Source organism: Lacisediminihabitans sp. (assembly GCF_036569425.1).
In the GTDB taxonomy this organism is placed as follows: Bacteria; Actinomycetota; Actinomycetes; order Actinomycetales; family Microbacteriaceae; genus Lacisediminihabitans.
Genome location: NZ_DATCQQ010000058.1, coordinates 48,790 through 67,076, shown reverse-complemented (window position 1 = coordinate 67,076; position 18,287 = coordinate 48,790). Strand labels below are relative to the sequence as shown.

Below are 18,287 nucleotides of genomic sequence, written 5' to 3'. Positions count from 1 at the left end.
GGTTATGCCTCCTCGAGCTCCGACATCATGGCGCGTTTCTTTTCGAGCGCGATGGATGCCGTGTCGGTGTCCGAGCTGAAGCGCGGCTGCCTGGGCGCCTCATCCTCCAACCCGAATCCGTGCTCCACCTTCCAGCTCACCCAGGTCTCCGTGCCCTCGCCCACCAGCGGCCCGACACCCATGTTCTGCGCGAAGACCACGATCGAGCCGAGGCCGGGGATCGCGACGATGTACTGCGTGCTCACTCCGCTGAACGACACGTCGATGACCCGGCCGGGGCCGAGCAGGTTGGTGCCGGCCTCGGGCTTCGGCTCGGTCACGTGCAGCGTGAGCTTCTCTGGGCGGGCACCGACGGTGACCTCGCCGGAGTGGCGCTGGGCTCGCGACTTGGGCACGACGATCTTGTTGCCCTCGACGTTGACCGAGATGCTGTCTGCGGTCGTGCCCTCGACGGGGCCGGTGAAGAGGTTCGACTGTCCGAGGAAGTTGGCGACGAAGGCGGTGCGGGGCAGCTCGTAGAGCGCCTCAGGCGCGCCGAGCTGCTCGATCTTGCCCTTGTTCATGACGGCGACGGTGTCGGCCATCGTCATGGCCTCCTCCTGGTCGTGGGTCACGTGCAGGAAGGTGAGACCCACCTCCTCCTGGATCGACTTGAGCTCCAGCTGCATCTGGCGGCGGAGTTTGAGGTCGAGGGCGCCGAGCGGCTCGTCGAGCAGCAGGAGGGCCGGGCGGTTCACGATCGCCCGGGCGAGGGCGACGCGCTGCTGCTGTCCGCCGGACAACTGTTGCGGACGGCGAGCGGAGAGGTGGTCGAGCTCGACAAGGCGAAGCGCCTCGTGGGCCTTGCCCGTCGCATCCGCGATCTTGCGCCGACGCAGGCCGAACGCCACGTTCTCGATGATGGTCATGTGCGGGAAGAGCGCGTAGCTCTGGAACACCGTGTTCACCGGCCGCTGGTACGGCTTGGTGTCCGTGACGTCCTTGCCGCCGATGAGGATGCGACCGGCGGTCGCCTCCTCGAGGCCTGCGACGAGGCGCAGCGTCGTCGTCTTGCCGCAGCCGGATGGGCCGAGCAGGGCGAAGAACGAGCCGGCCGGGATCGTGAGATCCATGTCCTCGATCGCGGTGAAACCGGGAAAACGCTTCTGGATGCCCACGAGCTCCAGGTCGGCACCGGATTCGGCGAAGGCTCCGCCCGCCACTACGAGCCCAGCAGCACGGCCTGGAAAGCCGCCCCGTACTTGCTCTCCTCGGCGCCCGTGAGGGTGCGGAAGATCTTGGTCTTGGCGAGCGTCTCCTCGTTGGGGAAGATGAGCTGGTTGTCGGCGAGCGCAGGGTCGATCTTCTGCATCGCCTCCTTCGCGCCGACGACGGGGGTGATGTAGTTCACCCACGCCGCGACCTGCGCCGCGACCTCCGGCTCGTAGTAGTAGTCGATGAGCTTCTCGGCGTTCGCCTTCTCGCTCGAACCGACCGGGATGAGGAAGTTGTCGTTCCACAGCGTGCCACCGGCGGTCGGGATCGCGAACTCCCACTTGTCGCCGGCCTCCGCGTTGATCACGGTGATGTCGCCGGACCAGCAGATGGCGGCGAGCGTGTCCTCGCTCTTGAGGTCTTCGAGGTAGGCGTTGCCCTTGATGTTGCGGATCTGGCCGTCCGAAACCTGCTTCTTGAAGACCTCGATGGCGTTGTCGAATTCCTTGTCGCCCCACTTGCTCGAGATGTCGACGCCGTTCTGCATCATGATGAGGCCCATGGTGTCGCGCAGCTCGGACAGCACGCCCACCCGGCCCTTGAGCGACTTGTCCCACAGGTCCTCGACCGACTTGAGGCCGTTCGGCAACTTCTCCTTGTTCCAGCAGATGCCGGCGAACCCGCCCTGCCAGGGCAGGGACCGCTTGCGGCCGGGGTCGAAGTCGGGGTTCTGCAGCGTCGGGTTGAGGTTCTTGGCGTTGGGGATCTTCGACTTGTCGAATTCCTGCGTGTAGCCGAGCCGGATCAAGCGCCCGACCATCCAGTCGGTGAGGCACACCACGTCGGCGCCGATGTCCTGGCCCAGGGCGAGCTGGCCCTTCACCTTGCCGTAGTAGGTGTTGTTGTCGTCGACGGCCACGTCGTACTTCGCCTTGATGCCGGTCTGTTTCTCGAATTCGACGAGCGTGGGGTAGTTGCCCTTGTCGTCCTCGTCGAGGTACGCCGCCCAGTTCGCCCAATTGAGCGCCTTCACCGTGTCCGACTTGTCTTTCGCCGGGGTCGGCTTCGACGCCCCGCCGGTCGAGCAGGCCGCGAGGGTGAGAGCAGCCGCGCCGATTCCCGCCCCCTGCAGAATGTTGCGCCTCGTGATGGGCGCCTGCCTGGCTTGCTGGATCAACCGCTGGATCATCGGGTCTTGGGGCATTGATCTGGTCATCGAGGGTACTCCTTGAGCGACGGGAACATGACGCGGACACCGGCGTACCGCATGCGTTGATACTTGCACAGAGGCGGGGAGAACCGCACCAAAAATGGGGCAAATCCCCCATCACGAAACACAATCTTTACGAAATCAGCACCACAGCGCCCATTTTCGGTGCGGATTCGCGCGTCGGGCGAGACTACGCTTGGAGTTGCAGCAACAACGTCGTTGAGTGCCGAGGTTCGTGTCGAGTCAGGAGTGCAATGAAGATCGCCGTGCCAACAGAGGTCAAGAACAACGAGTTCCGGGTGGCCATCACCCCGGCCGGGGTGCACGACCTCACGACCAACGGGCACGAGGTGCTGATCCAGGCGGGAGCCGGACTCGGCTCGTCCATCCCCGACGAGGAATACGTGTCGGCTGGCGCGACGGTCACCCCCGACGCCGCGACGACGTGGGCCGCCGCCGATCTTCTGCTCAAGGTGAAGGAGCCGGTGGAGAGCGAATACGGCCACTTCCGCGACGGCCTTCTGCTCTTCACCTACCTTCACCTCGCGGCCGAGCGCAGACTCACCGATGAGCTTCTCGCCGCAAAGGTCACCGCCATCGCCTACGAGACGGTGCAGCTGCCGTCGAGGGCCCTTCCCCTTCTCGCCCCGATGAGCGAGGTTGCCGGCCGGCTCGCGCCCATCGTCGGGGCGAACGCGATGCTCAAGCCCAATGGCGGACCCGGACTGCTCGTGCCCGGAGTCCCAGGCACCCGCCCGGCCCGGGTGGTCGTGCTCGGCGGCGGCGTCGCCGGCACCAACGCCGTCTCCGTGGCCGTGGGTCTCGGCGCCGAGGTCGTCGTGCTCGACACCAACATCCAGCGCCTGCGCGAACTCGACGCCCTCTACGCGGGTCGCGTGCAGACCATCGCGTCGAACAGCTTCGAAATCGAAAGGGCCTGCATCTCTGCCGACCTCGTGATCGGGTCGGTGCTGGTGCCAGGGGCGAAGGCCCCCAAACTCGTGAGCAACGACCTCGTCTCGCGGATGAAGCCGGGCAGCGTGCTGGTCGACATCGCCGTCGACCAGGGCGGCTGCTTCGAGGACAGCCACCCCACGACACACGCGGACCCCACGTTCACCGTGCATCGTTCGCTGTTCTACTGCGTCGCGAACATGCCGGGCGCCGTGCCGAACACCTCGACCTATGCGCTCACCAACGCGACCCTGCCCTACGTGCGCTCCATCGCGAGCCTTGGCTGGAGGGATGCCCTGCGCGCCGATCCGGCTCTCGCCCTCGGCCTGAACACCCACGCCGGCCACCTCGTCAACGGCCCGGTCGCTACCGCGAACGGGCTCGAATTCCAGTCCCTCGAGAGCGTTCTCGGCTGACCGGTTGAGTGCGCGATCAGCCTAGTTCCGGGTCGGGCAACGCGCGCACCCGGCGGAGTGACCCGTCCGGCTCGAGCAGCCAACAGTCCGTCGACCGGCGAACGATCGGCGGCGGCAGGCGGCGCTGGCCGCTGACCGCCCGGAACTCGGCCGGCGTGCACGCGTGAAACAGCAGCGACGCCGAGCCGCGGATGCTCGCAGCGAGACCCCAGGCGGCCTGCCAGGCGTCTGGGTCGCCCACGATCACGGCACGTGCGCCGGCGCCGCGCACATCGACGGCGGCCCCTGCAGTCTCGCCGGACCCACCGGCGCGCAACTGCACGACCGGCCCGGCGCATCCGGCGCGTTTCATGGCCCGCTCGAACGTCTCGGGGGTGGTCGACACCACCGCGCGACGAGCGCCGTCCGACCAGTCGACGAGCGGCGCCTCGACCGAGTCCGGCTCGAGCGCCTCGCCCGCCGCGAGCGCCACCTGCACGCGGTTGCCGAACCATTCGCCCCGACCTGGAGGAGCTGACGGGTCGTAGCCGGCCGGCTCTCCCCCGGCCATCAGGTGGTCCTGCCGACCGGGCAGACGCAGAATGAGTCTCGAATCGCACAGCTCGGCAACGGTGTGCAGCACCGCCGGGATGCGACGCACAGTGAGCGCGACCCCCCGACCGGTGGAGGAGCCGGTTCTCAGCACCTCGAGAAGCATCTCGACGAAGGACTGCTGGTACTCGTCGGGCAGTCTGGCGACGATCGCGTCGAGGTCATCGACCACGACGAGTGCCGGCGGGCGCCCGGCGAGCTCGCGCTCGAGGAATTCCCACGCCGCGTCGATCGGTGCGGGCATCACCCTGACGGCTGCGGCCGACGCGAGCACCCGCAGCACGTTCGACTTGCCTGAACGATGGCCGCCGACTACGAGCAGATTCCCCTGGCCGGCGGCGTCGTAGGCGGCCGTCGCCTGGCGCTGCTCCGACGGGAGGTCGAGCAGCCCGATCGGCAGCCCCTTCACGCCGACGGCCAGCGCGGACAGCCGGACAACGGGCGGGAGGTCATCGCACCATGGCCGACGCAACGGGGCCTCGCCGCGCGGGCGGGTGGCCGCGACCCGGCGCACGTCGTCCCCCGTCACGAGCGCGACCCGGATCGGCCGCGCATCCTCGCCGTCGAGACTCACCACGGCCGCTCCCGGCCGCCCCGCCGGTAGCGCGGCGGCGGCGGCCGAACCGACCACCGCCACGCTGTCTGCCGCGTTGTTCACCCTCAGCGAGATCCTCAGCCTCGCGTTCGCGAGCACGGCGTCTCGCACGACCCCCGCCGGGCGCTGGGTGCACAGGATCAGGTGGATGCCGAGCGAGCGCCCGCGGGCCGCCAGGTCGGCGAAGAGAGCGTGCAACTCCGGCCGGTCCACGACCATGGCGGCGAACTCGTCGACGACGATCACGAGACGCGCAAGTCTCTCTCCCGCCGGCATCCCCCCAATGTCCCGGGCGCCCACCCGGGCAAGGAACGCCTCGCGGAACCGGATCTCCGCCCCCAGGCTCAGGATCGCCCGCGCGGCCACCCTCTCGTCGAGATCGGTGACGACGCCGACCACGTGCGGGAGCCCGGCGATCGCCGCGAACGAGGCTCCGCCCTTGAAGTCGACGAGCAGGAAGCTGACCTCGGCGGGGTCACGCGACGCGGCCATCGCCAGGATCCAACTCTGCAGGAGTTCGCTCTTGCCGCTACCGGTCGTGCCGCCGACGACGGCGTGCGGACCGTGGGCCACGAGATCCACCGCGAAGGGCTGGCCCTCACTGGTGCCGAAGAAGCACTCGAGGGACGATTCGGCCGTTGAACCGAGCGGGAGCGCCGAGAAGACCGGGTCCGGAGCCTCGTGCTCGCCTTGACGACCGATGCCGCGAGCGCGAGCGGCCGCGGCGAGAAACAGGGCGCGCTCGAGAGCGGCCTCCCCGGAGGCGAAGACCGGGGCGATGGGCTGGCCCTCGACGCCCGGGCATCTCACCAACCGCGCCGCGGTGCCCGACCGCACCTCTAGCACGACGCGGCACTCGGCGGGGAGGGCCGACGTCCCCGCCGCGACCGCGACGAGCGCGGTGCCGCCTTCCGAGACCCACTCGACTCTCTCCGCACCTCCCGGCGCGCTGAGCACCCGGTGGGGCAACGATCGCAACCACTGCCAGGCTTCGCCGGGCGGGACGGCGAGCGAAAAGGCCTGTGGCGGGAGGGAGCCGGCCAGCTGCAGCAGAATCTCCCGTGCGGCCGCGTTCACGAGTGCGGCTGGGCCGCACACCCCGATCCCGAGAAACGGGTCGACGAATAGCGGAACATCCACGATGTCGGCGGCGTATGCGCGCAGCGCGGCCAGCGGCTCTTCGGCGGGGGCGGAATCCGGCGAAGACGCCGCATCCTCGATCCGGATTGAACTGCGGCCGACACGAAGTCCGAGGCTGACTCGCACGCCGGCGGCGTCGTCGAGGCGCCACCGCTCGGGGTCGCCCGGCGTGTCGTCGGGCGCGCCGCGGGTGCGCTCGACTTCGGCAACGAGCCTCGCTCGCTCTTCGGCGTGGAATTCATCGATGAGCTGCCTGGTGCTTGCGATCTGCCCGTCGAACCGCTTCCACTCGCGCTTCGCGTGTCGACGGCCGTTCAGCCGACCGTCGGCGAGGCTCGCGACGGCGATCACCGGCCCGAGTACCGCGAAGGCAAGGGCGTACGGCGACCCGGTGATCGCCCACATCCCCAGTGAGACCGCCACCGGGGCGACGGTGGCGACGAGTGGCAGCGCGTGCCGCTGCGGGCTCTCCGGCGCGCGCGGCAACGCGATTCCGGGGGCTTCGGCAGGGCGACTGGACACGGGAGACAGCGAATCACGCCGGAAGGCGCCGGCGAGAGACCGGCCAACGGCGCCGGGATCCCGACGGTGATGGCGCGTATCGGTGGAGGAGTGGTCAGCTCACGATGAAGAACTGCTCGCCGATTTCCACGCGCGTGCCGCGCATGATCCTGTGGCGCTTGCTCGGCTCGCAACGCACGGGCGGGGAGTCCGGTTCGCGCACGATCGTCCCGTTTCCGGAGAACCGGTCGGCTATCCAGAAGCTCCCGTCCTCCTGCCCGAACTCGAGGTGGGTCTTGGAGACCGACCGGCTCGGGTCGAGCACGCGCACGAGCTGGTCGACGTATTCGCCGGGCTCCACCTTGGGGTTGCGCCCGATGAGCCCGGTCCCGTAGACGGTGAAGCTCTCGCCCGTGCTGAACTGGAGCACGAAACGCGCGCCGTTCTCCCGCCGAACTATCCGGGTCGCCTCCACGTCGCTCGCGTCTGACTGCGTCGGCCGGGCGGGCGCCACGAACTCATCTCCGGCGGCATCCGTCCGGGCCGTCGGAGGGCCGGTCGACGCCTGTTCTGTCGGCGCCGGTTCTGTCGGCGCCGGGACCTCGGCCTCAGCCTCAGCCTCAGCCTCAGCCTCAGCCTCAGCAAGGATCTCCACCGCGGGAGGCGCGGGATCCGGTTCTCGCGCGACGGGCATTTCGCGCGCCTCGACACGGTCGATGCGATCGATGACGACGGTGTCGCGCGGGCGGCTGAACGTGTCGCTCACCGCCCGGGAGACGCTGCCGCACTCGCCGCAGAAGATGTCGTCCGCCGCCATCAGGCTGCCGCATTGCTCACACAGCAGCACACTGCCGGGCGCGACGAGCGGCTGCGCGACCGGCCGACTCGGCTCTCCGAGCGCGTTGGTGCGCACCGCGGGAGCCTGAACCCGCGGCAAACGCCCGGTCGGGAGCTGCGATTGCGCCACCGCACGTCCACACTCGCCGCAGAACAATGCCCCCACCGGCAACTCAGTCCCGCAATACGTGCATCTCACCGTGCAACCCTCTAACGCTTGAACAGCTCCTTGACACTATAACCACCGAGCGAGCGCAGGGAGATTGCCGCTCGGATGCGCTCCCGTCGCGTGCGCCCCCGATCGATCGTGATGATCATCGCCTCCACAGACCGCCAGACCTGGTCGGCCTCCTCTGCGCGCGGTACGTTCGGGGAGAAGATCGCCCGATCCGCGACGGTCGCGAGCACGAGCGATTTCAGCCCTCCCACGGTGGCCGCGACCTCGATCCTGGTGGGGTAAGGCGGAGGAGTGTAGCCGCGGTCGACGACCGAATTCTCGAACTCCTGCCAGCCGCCGCTGATGCGCTGGAGCGGAGTCGGCGCCTTTTTGCGCAGCACTCGCCTTCGCACCTTCGCCGCCACGATTGCGGCAAACGGGGCCAGAAGGATGGCCGCGCCTACTGCCACCCAGCCGAGAATCCGAAGAACGGCGAGCAGCACGACGAGGATCGGGCTGAGATTGACGGGCTGGTCCTGGGTGCTATCCGGGGGCACCGGGCTGTTGTCGGACTTCTGGTCCTCGACCGGGGGCTGCACGGGCGATTGCGGCCGCGAGATAGTCGTCGGATCCTTGGGCTGCTCGGCCGGGATCTCCCGCACGGGCGGCGTCGGATCGATCGTCACCCAGCCGTACTGGGCCGTGTCGACCTCGATCCACGCCGACACGTCCTTGCCGAGCACCCTGGTGGCCCCGCCCGCGTTCGCGTCCTGGGGCGCGAACCCGAAGACGACCCGCGCCGGGAAGCCGAGCTGCCTCGCCATGAGGGCCGCCGTGACGGCGTACTGCTCCTGGTCCCCGATCATCCGCTGGTCGGTCAGCAGTTGGGTGATCCGGTCGGCGGCATGCCCGGATCGGCTTGCCGGTTCGTCCGCCGAGACGCCGTGGCTCACATAGCCCGCCTTCTTGAGGGCCGCGATCATGGCGACGAGGCGCTTCCCGCCGCCGTCGACCCCCTTCACCCAGCCGTCGAGGGTGGCGAGCAGGTTTTCGGGCAGCACGCCGATCCGCGGCGCCGCGGCCGCACCGGGCCCGACGGCGGCAAGCTGGCTGTCATCGGGTTGCCGAGGAAGAACCGCGCTGAGCGTGTAGGCGTCGCCGGTGCGCAGTTGCTTCACCACGGCCGCCGTGCCGCTCGCGTTGTTGTAGTAGAACGAGTCACGCAGGGCAGCAGCGTCGTTTCCCGCGAAGGCGATGCTCTCGAACTTGCCGACCGTGGGCACCCAGACACCCGAGTACGAGCCGACCGTGACCGTGAGGGTCACTCGCCGGCCCGTGACCGCCGACTGGTCGAAGGTGTACGGCACCCGGGTGAAGGAGCCAGACTCGCTCAAGACCGCGTCGCTGCCCACGGCGTAGACGATGCCGTCGTAGCTGTCGAGGGTGGCGATGCGGATGCGGCCGTCGGCCGGCAGGCCGGCCACGGTGAGCATGGTGCTGTCCGCGACTCCCGGTTCCTCGTAGCGACGGAAACCGCTCAGCGGGCTCGGATAGGAGCGCGGGTCGAACGGCTTCTCGATCGACGTGCGGATCACCTGGCGGCTCGTGGTCGGAGGCAGTGCGAGAGCCGCCGCGACCGACGATCCGGCGGCGAGGGCGATGATGAGCACGGCCCCGATCAGCGATCGGGCGGCGATCAGGCCACGGTCGGCCGTCGCCTCGACCGGAGCGCCGCCCGGGATCGTGCCATAAGCGGCGAGCAGTCGCACCTGTTCGCGGCGGCGGTACCAGCGCTGCCAGGCGATCCAGAGCAGCACGACGCCGAGCAGGCCGAGGGCGATCTGGAGAGGAAGTACGGCGGTCGCCGGACCGAACAGGATGCCGGCCACGAACAGGGCGACGGGTCCGAGCACGCCGAGCTCGCCCCACCGGCCGCGGAGGGTCGTCGACAGTCCGACGACGGTCGTCACGAGCAGGAGCACCAGGGCCGGCACGAGCAGGGACTGGTAGCTGCCGACGGGCGGCGTGATGGTGACGAGCTGTTTCCAGCTCAGAGCGGTGCCGGTGGCGAGTTCGACGAGTCCGTCGAGGGTCGGCAGCACACCGAACAGGGCCCGGCTCGGAACCGCGAGCGGAACCCCGATCGCGAAATAGGCCGCGACGGTAGCGAGCAGTACCACGAGGCTCGACCAGCGATAGCGCGCCCCACCGATCGCGATGAGGGTGCCGACGCCCACCGTGACAATCACGAGCACAATGAACTGGGGGCTCTGGTAGATCGGCCAGAGCTCGGCGCTCGCGATCGCGGTCGCCAGCCACAGCATTGTGGTGTTGGCCACGACGAAGGACTGGGGCAGTGCGCGGCTGGACGTCATGCCGCCGCCGATCGGGCGAGGGACTTCTGCAGGTCCTCGAGGAAACCAATGGTCAGCACGCTCAGTCCGGCCACCCGCCGGAGCCCGGGCACCGTCTCCGGGTCACACACGATGGCGACGACTTCGACGCCGGGCGGAAACTTGGTCGACGCGGCCCGCAGCTCGGTCGGCGTTGCGAGCGACCCGCAGACGAGGAAGGCCACCGAGATACCGATCACCTCGTCGGCGGCGACCCGCGCGACGTCGAGGATTCCGAGGGCGGATTCCGCATGCTCGACGACGGAGAGGTCGTCGAGCAGCCTCGTCCTCGTGAGCGTGTTGAGGTGCCGCACGGCGAGCACCTTCCGCTTGGCGAATTCCGGAGTCTTCTCGCTCACGACGACCGAGACGTTACGGGCATCCCGGATCGCGCGCGCGCCGAGCGAACCGGCCACGCTCACCGCCATCTCGAATTCCTCGTCCGTGGCGTAGTTCGCGGTCGCAAGGCTCAACGCGATCACGAGGTGGCTTCGCCGGGTCTCCTCGAACTGGCGCACCATGTACGTGCCGGTCTTGGCCGTGCTCTTCCAGTGGATGTAGCGGCGATCGTCCCCCGGGACATATTCGCGCAGGGCGTGGAACGAGACGTCGCTGTTGGAGATGTCCCGCGTGGGGTTTCCCTCGAGGTCGCGGATGAATCCGGTGCTCGTGCTGGGGATTCCGATGGTGCGTGGGTGCACGAACAGCTGCACGGCGCCCGTCCACACCAGTTCCCGCCGTACGAGGCCCACCGGATCCGCCCGCACGGTGCGCACCGGCCCGATCGAGAGAATTCCGCGCCTCGCGGTGGGCACCACGAACTCGTGCTCGGAGCTCGCCCCGCGATCGAGACTCGGCATGGCGAGCTCGGCGAGCCCCTTGCCGACCGGCACCTCCACCTTCACCCCGGCGATCCGGCGACGCACCGGGTTGGTCACCGTCACGACACCAGTGGCCTTCTCCCCCACGACGACTCGGCTGTGCGGCACCGTCAACTCGATCCTGACGGCGTTTCGGCCGATGAGGTAGAGGGCCGCGACGACGATCAGGACGCTTCCGGCGAACCCGACCGCAACGAGCTCGATCCAGCCGAACTGGTAACCAAGAACGAATGCGGCTGGCACGGCGAACAGCATCACCCAGCCGAGAGGCGTGATGACCGCCGACACTCGTCGTGACACCCTGCCGACGACCACGCCGAGGGCCCTCGCGAGCCGCACCCCGACGACGATAGCGTCCGCCATGAATCCGGTGCGCGTGCCGACGATGCGCGTCCGAGCGTTGGTCAGCCCCTCGATCGTCGTGAAGTGCGCGGTGTCGAATCGCGCGGACGAGGTCGAGGTGGTCGAGCGGGCCGAGCGCTCCGGCACGCGCAGGGAGTCGCTGCGATCGGTCACACCGCTTGCCTGTCACTCGGCGGCGGCGTCTCGATCAGGATCTGGGCGATCACGCTCGACGCGGTCACCCCGTCGAACTCGGCCTCCGGGTCGAGCAGGAGGCGGTGGGCGAGCACGGGCTCGGCGAGGGCCTTCACGTCATCCGGAATCACGTAGTGGCGCCCGTTTGCGGCCGCGAGGGTCTTCGCCGTGCGGATCAGGGCGAGCGCACCGCGAACGCTCGCGCCCAGCCGGATCTCGGGCGTGGATCTCGTCGCCTCGACGAGCCTCGACACGTAGTCGTTGATCGACGGGTCGACGTGCACGGTGCGGGCGAGCGCACCCATCTCCACGATGACCTGGGCCGACGCGATGGGCGGCAGGATCGTCTCGTGGGCCTTGACACCCGCTCCCTCGAGGATCCGCACGGTCGAGGCGTGGTCCGGGTAGCCGATCGACGCCTTCATGATGAAACGGTCGAGTTGCGCCTCGGGCAACCGGTAGGTGCCCGCCTGCTCGATCGGGTTCTGGGTCGCGATCACCATGAACGGCGCACCGACATCGTGGGTGACACCGTCGACCGTGACCTGGCCCTCTTCCATCACCTCGAGGAGCGCGGCCTGGGTCTTGGGACTGGCCCGGTTGATCTCGTCCGCGAGCACGATGTTGGCGAACACCGGTCCGCGGTGGAACTCGAAGTCGTTGGCGCCCTGGTCGTAGATGCTCACCCCGGTGATGTCCCCCGGCAGCAGGTCGGGCGTGAACTGGATGCGGTTGGTCGACCCGTCGACGCTCTGCGCCATGGCGCGGGCGAGGGAGGTCTTGCCGGTGCCGGGGAAGTCCTCGAGCAGGAGATGTCCCTCGCTCAGCAACGCCGTGAACGACAGCTTGATCACGAAGGTCTTCCCGAGCAGAACCTGGTCCACATTGGAGACGAGCCGATTGAAGCGCTCCGAAAACCAGGTGGCCTGTTCGGCTGTCATCGTCATGCTGTTACCTTCTCGTTGGGGCGGCCGACCGGGGCGCTATTGCGCATTCCCGCTCGTGTCGTACGTTATGTCATAGCTCTTGCCGCGGTTGGCCACCACGCGGATGTCGAGGGTCGGGGCGCCGAGGCTGCCGTCGGCCTGGCACTGCCCGGCCTCGCTCAGGTCGGCCGCCGTCGCGGTCTGCCACGCTCCGCCGGGAGTGTCCCCGCAGCGGTACTGGATCGCCTCGTAGTCGCCCACCGGCCAGTTGGCCCAGGTGAACGTTCCGCTCTGGTCGATCACGCCGTCCCCGGTGAGCGCGAATGCCAGGCTCGTGACCTGCGGGTCGACCGGCGTGCCGAGGTGGAAGGATGCCGACCACTCCGACTGGCAGATCGGGGCGCCCCCGCCGTAGCTGCGGCACGCGCGCAGCTGCACGGATACGTCCTTGCCGTACAGCGAGGTCGCGGTGAGTGGCCCTCCGATGCCGACCGAGCCGGAGGTGGATGGCGACCCGCCACTGACCAGCCGGTAGAAGAACGAGTAGTCGCTGGTGAAGTCGGTCGAACCGCTCGACGCGCCGGTCAGCACGAAGTTGTAGACGTTCCCGGTCTTGTCCGGGCCGGTCGTCGACACTCCGGTGATCACGCCGGGACTCGTGTGGGCGGTGACCGCCGCGCTCGCGGCACATCCCATGGTGTTGGTCGCGAAGACGACAAGGGAGTAGTTCGCCTCGCTCGAGAGACCGGTGAAGGTCGTCGAGGTCGCCGTGCCCACCGACCTCGAGGTCGAGCCAGGAGGGTTGGTCCTGGCGCAGGTGGGCGCCGCTCCGGTGTACGCAACGGCGGTGTAGCCGGTGATCGGGCGCCCGTTGTCGGTGAATACACCGGCCCAGTCGAGCGAGATCGACGTGTCGACCGCGGCCGCCGTCGGCGCTGCCACCACGAGCGGTACGCCGGCCGGGCTCGCGCTCGTTCCCGACGAGGTCCAGGTGGTGAGCGGGGCGTAGGCGGAGTTGCGGGCGCTCACGCTCACCAGCACCGTCTGGCCGTTGGTGAGGCCGTTCACGTCCACGGTGCAGGTCGAACCGGAGCAGGCCGACGGATCGACGTCGACCGCGCGTGAGCCGGCCGTGACGTGGTAGCTGTTGACCGGGCTTCCCCCGGCTCCGGTCGTGACCTTGGTCCAGGAGATTCGAAGGCCGCCGTCGAGCGGGTCGGCGCTGACCGAGGCCGGCGCGCCGGGGACGATGTCCGACCACACCGTGCTGTCGAGACCGGCCGGATCGGATGCTCCGATCGCATTCTTCGCCACGACGCGAAGGCGCACCGCGTTGTCCGGCCCGTTGCCCGGCGTCGCGATGTCGCAGATCGCCGCGGCGCACGGCGTGGTGGAGAGCAGCACGAGCGACGGGCTGTACTCGAGCACGTCGAAGCCCGTGATCGGCGAGTTGTTCGTCTCCCCGGCACTCCAGCGCAGCGTGATCGTCCTGTCGCCGAACGCGGTGGCCTGCACCGCGACGACCGGATCGGGCCGGTCCTGAACCGACACCGTCACGGATCCCCAGACGTAACGGTCCGGGTCGCCGGTGGCATCGGCGACCTGGTATTGCAGATTGGTGTCGCCGGGCGCGGCGGACGAGGCCACGGTGATGGTGAGCCTCCGCTTGTCAGCGCTCGGCGAGATCGAGAGGCCGTCAGGGAGCTGCCCGCCATCGAGGCCCCGGATGGCGACGACGCTGAGCGGCCTGCCGGGGAAGGGGTTGGTGGCCTCGTCGTTGGCGAGCACGTCCACGGTGGTCGTCTGGCCGCGTTGCGCGAGCACCGAGTCGGGCGCGGGCTTGGCGAGCGGGCGGCTCGACGCCACCACGTTGAGCTGGATCCGCCCCGACTGGCCAGCCGCGAGGGCGTCCCTCACGCCGAGCAGGATGGAGGTCGTCGAGTTCTTCGGAACGCCCTCGTTGGCGCGGACGGTCAGCGTCTGGCCGACGAGGGTGTAGCTGAAGCCGTCGGGCAGGGGGCTGAGCACCGTGTATGCGAGCTCGGCGACATCCTTCGGGTACGGATAGTTGGTGAGTTTCACCAGGTCGAGAACCTTCGACTCGCCGGGTTCGAAGTCGATCACACCGCCCACGAAGGAGGGCGGCTGGTTGGCCCTGGCGGTCACCTTTATGGGCAGCACGAGGGTCGCGACGTGGCCGTTCGGGTCGTTCGCCGAATCGCCGTCGGTGACCGTGAACGAGATCGAGGCCGGCCCGAAGTACTTCTCGGAGGAGGTGAACTTGAGGGTGTGGTCGTTCACCACGAGCGGATCGCCGTTCGCGTGCGTCGCCTGCACGCTCGTGGAGTCGGTGAGTCGAACCCTCTTTCCGCCGATCGCGAGCACGTAGTCTGCAAGGTCGATCGTGAGCGTCGACTCGCTCGCCACGGTGAGCGGCGGCGCCTTGCGATTGAGCTGCGGCAGGGCGTCGTCGAGCCCCGGCACCCAGACGAAGGCGTACGACACCACCCTCGAATCGTCGGGGTTCGCCACGGCGAACGGGATGATCTGGCTCTTGTTCTGCACGGACACCCGGATGCGCTTGTTCGCCGTCACTGTCGCGGTGGTGTCGTAGCCCGGCAGGAGAGAGACCTTGAGGGTGTTGGCGTTCCCATCGGCGAAGAAGACCTTGGCGAGCACGTTCACGTCGACCGTTTCGCGGCCGAGAATGTCGGTGAGGGTGAGGACCGTGTCGCTCACCACCGGGTGCGCACGGGGAGCGTTCGGGTCTACCTTCACGGTGATGAAGTTCGAGCTGGTGCCTCCGAAGGAGTTCTGGATCGTGTAGACCAGCCCATAGGTGCCCGGGGTGCTCGGCGGAGAGACCTTCACGATGTCCCCGACGATCGACGCGACGATGTCCTTGGTGTTCGGCTCCACCTTGATGATCTTGAGCGCTCCGCCGTCCGGGTCGGAGTCGTTGGCGAGCACCTGGATGGATACCGTGGTGCCCGGGCGTGTCGTCACCTCGTCTTCGATCGCGACCGGGTTGCGCGCGCCATCCAGTTTCGGGCTGATCCCCACTCGCACCGTACCGATGGCGCGGGCGCCGAGGGCGTCGATGACCGTGTAGGTGAAGCTGTCGGTGCCGGCCGAGTAGCTGCCGGCCTGGTAGTCGATGTAGTCGGTGCCCACGTCGATGACGGAGCCCTTAAGCGGGCTCGTGGCCTGCCCCAGCAACTGCACGGAGTCGCCATCCGGATCGATCTCCGTGAGCGGGACCATGATGCGCACGGTCTCCCCCGCCAGCGCCCTGGACACGATCGTGACGGGCACCGGCGGGTTGTTCGTGGCCTCGACCGCCTCGCGAACCGCGATCTTCACCTGGGCCTGCGCGACCTGGCCGTCCGGTCCGGAGACCTCGTAGATCGCGGTGAAGTCTCCCGTCTTCTGCGGTGCGAGGTAGCGCAGGACGTCGCCGGAGGCGAAGAGCAGTCCGGAGCTGTTGCCGAGGCTCGTCGTCAGCACCGGGTTGAGGGTGAGCTTCTCCCCGTCCGGCTGAACGTCATTGTTGAGAACGGGGATGTCGATCGCGTCGCCGACGCGCACGGTGACGCTGTCGTCGTTGGCGATGGGCGGCTGGAGCTGGGAGGGCACGGGAATCTCGACCACGGTCACGATTCCCTCGGACTCGGCGAGCCCGTTGCTCACTCGATAGTTGAAGCTGACCGGGCCCGACTCGAGCGGGGCGACGAGCGTGACCCGGATGGCCCGCTGCTCGATCACCTCGGCCCGAATGCCGACGTTGGCCGAAATGTCATAGACACCGGTCACCAGCAGCACCGCGCCGCCCGGATCGATGTCGGTGGAAGCGACGTCGATGGTCTGGCTGCTGAGGGTCTTCACGAAGATGGTCTTCGGAATGGTGATGGGCTTGCTGTTCGCGTCGGGCGGTGCGGCGACTTCGACGCGAATCTCTCCCGTGGCGGTCTGGTCCCCGTCGTTCACGACGTACTCGAGGTAGTGCGTGCCCACCTCGGTGCTCGAGAAGCGGACGGTGCCGGCCTCGAGGCTCGCCACGATGGTGGCGCCCGTCTTCGCGGGCACACTCGCGAGTCGGATCGTGCCGCTGCCGCCGCGGACGTGCTCGAGCGGATTCACCGTCACCTCCTGGCCCGCGTAGGCGGGAACCACGAAGGGGTCAGCGATGATCGGCACCTGGCCGGACGGCTTGACCGTGACCGTGAGACTGCCCGCGCCGGTCGCCCGGCCGTCCGAGACGACGAGGGACACCGAGCGCAGTGCGCCGGCCGCTCCACCCTCGGTGAAGACGACGCTGCCCTCCGGCTTGTAGCTCACCCGGTCCGGTGCCTCTGTCGCCGCGTTGGACAAGTAGAACGCGTCCCCGTCGGGATCCACCCAGTCGCCGAGCACCGCCTTGATGGTCACGCGACCGCCCTGCGCCACGATGGCCTTCGTCTGCCGCACCTGTTGCGGCGGCGAGTTCTCGTTCGGCGCGCGTGTCGTCACGGTGACGGTCGCGCCAGCTGAGCCTCCCCGGCCGTCGCTGATCGTGTAGCCGAAGGTGAGGGTGCCCGTGGCCGCCGGGCTCAGCGTCACCTGCAGCTGCTGCCCGTTGTTGATGATGTCCACGCGCCCGACGTTCTCGTCTATCGCGGTGACCGCGGTGATCACGAGCACGTCGCCGTTCGCGTCGTAGTCGTTGAGCAGCACGGGGAGCATGCTCGTGCGTCCCGGCCGGGCCCCGAACGCGTCGTTCACCGCGACCGGCGGCACCTGCGCCTTCTCGTAGTTGGGTGTAGTGTCCTCCTGATTGGTGTCGACCTGCTGCTGGTCCTGCTTCACGGTGATGAGCTCGGACCAATTGTCGATGAGCTCACCGCCCTGCTGCACCGCCCAGGTCGCGCCGCCACGAGGGTCGTTGAGAACGACATTGTCGCCGTTCGCCTCGAAGGCGAGCCGACTGGATGCCGAAGCCACCGACGGCAACCGCAGCGTCTCCGCCGCGTCGGTTCCACACTTGCGCCAGGCGCCCCCGCCCGACCAGGCGGCGAAGGTGCAGCCTCCGAGGATCATCGGCGCCGCGGCGAATCCGGTCTTCCCGGTCTCGAGCCGCACCGGGTCTCCGCCGCCGAGCGGCACGCGCAGCAGTCCGCCCGAGTAGCCGACGAGCACCGTGTCGCCAGACGCCGTCGGCTCCTGAAGCACCGGATTGTCGGTGACGGCGATCTCGGCGGCGAGGTTGACGCTCCCCGCGGCGGTGTGGACGATGCGGCTCGCGGAGTCGAGAACGGCCCACCGCCCCCCGGCCGAACTGATCGAGAAGGTGCTCTGGGCGTCGCCGAAGTTCGCGGCGTTCGTCTGGTCGACGGTGTCACCGTGGGCGGCATCCACCCGGTACACCTGGTGGGCGGCCCGCGAGAACGCGTACAGCACACCCTCCGGCGTGACGCTCGCGACCGTGTTCGCGCCCAGGCTCAGCGTGGGCTGGGTCTGGGCACTGAACGTCGGCAGTTGCGCGATCGGCAGAATCCAGAATTCGCCGGTTCCGCCGGACCCCACGATGACGTTGTCGCCGGCGAGGAACAGTTGGGGATTCTGCGGCGGGAGAGGCACGCTGTCGAGAACCTTCGACCTGGCCGGGTCCACCACGTCGACCTTGGCGTTGCTGTGGTCGAACAGCAGCACCGTCGCGCCGTTCTGCACGACGTCGATGTTCGCGCCGGTGCTCGCCACGACCGTGTTGAGCGCGAGCACCTGGGTGTTCGCCCGGCCGATCACCTCTTTTGTGCCGTTGGCGACCCAGACCGAGCCGTCGCCGAGATCCAGGCGCTGGGCCGTGTACCCGCTGGATACGATCGCGACGGTGGCGAGCAGGGCGGCGATGACCGTGCCACTCGTCGCGGTGGCGACGAGCGACTTGTGGGATCCGAGCCACTGCCTAAACACGGGAAT

Annotated in this window: 9 protein-coding genes; 1 reads left to right on the top strand and 8 read right to left on the bottom strand. The window is 68.7% G+C overall.

The features are described from left to right. Nucleotides 1-2 precede the first annotated feature (2 nt). Complete coding sequence (locus VIM54_RS09775) at nucleotides 3-1,202, bottom strand: ABC transporter ATP-binding protein (protein WP_331900909.1); 1,200 nt, start codon at nucleotides 1,200-1,202, stop codon at nucleotides 3-5. After that, nucleotides 1,202-2,410, bottom strand: coding sequence for an ABC transporter substrate-binding protein (locus VIM54_RS09770; RefSeq protein ID WP_331900908.1), 1,209 nt, complete (start codon nucleotides 2,408-2,410; stop codon nucleotides 1,202-1,204). Before VIM54_RS09770 ends, VIM54_RS09775 begins: the two co-directional genes overlap by 1 nt. 248 nt (nucleotides 2,411-2,658) lie before the next feature. On the opposite strand from VIM54_RS09770, the gene ald reads away from it, so the two are divergent. Next, a complete protein-coding gene (gene ald, locus VIM54_RS09765; RefSeq protein WP_331900906.1) occupies nucleotides 2,659-3,774 on the top strand; it encodes an alanine dehydrogenase in 1,116 nt (371 codons plus the stop codon). 16 nt (nucleotides 3,775-3,790) lie between these two features. Here the strand turns inward: ald and VIM54_RS09760 are convergent, their stop codons facing one another. The 6 genes from VIM54_RS09760 to VIM54_RS09735 form a co-directional block, all read right to left on the bottom strand. Then, complete coding sequence (locus tag VIM54_RS09760) at nucleotides 3,791-6,622, bottom strand: FtsK/SpoIIIE domain-containing protein (protein ID WP_331900905.1); 2,832 nt, start codon at nucleotides 6,620-6,622, stop codon at nucleotides 3,791-3,793. Between the two features lie 94 nt (nucleotides 6,623-6,716). Next, a complete protein-coding gene (locus VIM54_RS09755) occupies nucleotides 6,717-7,637 on the bottom strand; it encodes a zinc-ribbon domain-containing protein (protein WP_331900904.1) in 921 nt (306 codons plus the stop codon). A gap of 11 nt (nucleotides 7,638-7,648) precedes the next feature. Further along, nucleotides 7,649-9,970, bottom strand: a complete 2,322-nt coding sequence (locus VIM54_RS09750; RefSeq protein ID WP_331900902.1) for a transglutaminase-like domain-containing protein — start codon at nucleotides 9,968-9,970, stop codon at nucleotides 7,649-7,651. Next, nucleotides 9,967-11,232, bottom strand: coding sequence for a DUF58 domain-containing protein (locus tag VIM54_RS09745; protein WP_414673207.1), 1,266 nt, complete (start codon nucleotides 11,230-11,232; stop codon nucleotides 9,967-9,969). The genes VIM54_RS09750 and VIM54_RS09745 overlap by 4 nt, the downstream gene beginning before the upstream one ends. A gap of 149 nt (nucleotides 11,233-11,381) precedes the next feature. Next, nucleotides 11,382-12,353, bottom strand: coding sequence for a MoxR family ATPase (locus VIM54_RS09740; RefSeq protein WP_331900898.1), 972 nt, complete (start codon nucleotides 12,351-12,353; stop codon nucleotides 11,382-11,384). A 36-nt stretch (nucleotides 12,354-12,389) separates the two neighbouring features. Next, entirely contained in the window at nucleotides 12,390-18,281 is a 5,892-nt protein-coding gene (locus tag VIM54_RS09735) for an Ig-like domain-containing protein (RefSeq protein ID WP_331900896.1), read from the bottom strand. Between the last annotated feature and the right edge of the window lie 6 nt (nucleotides 18,282-18,287).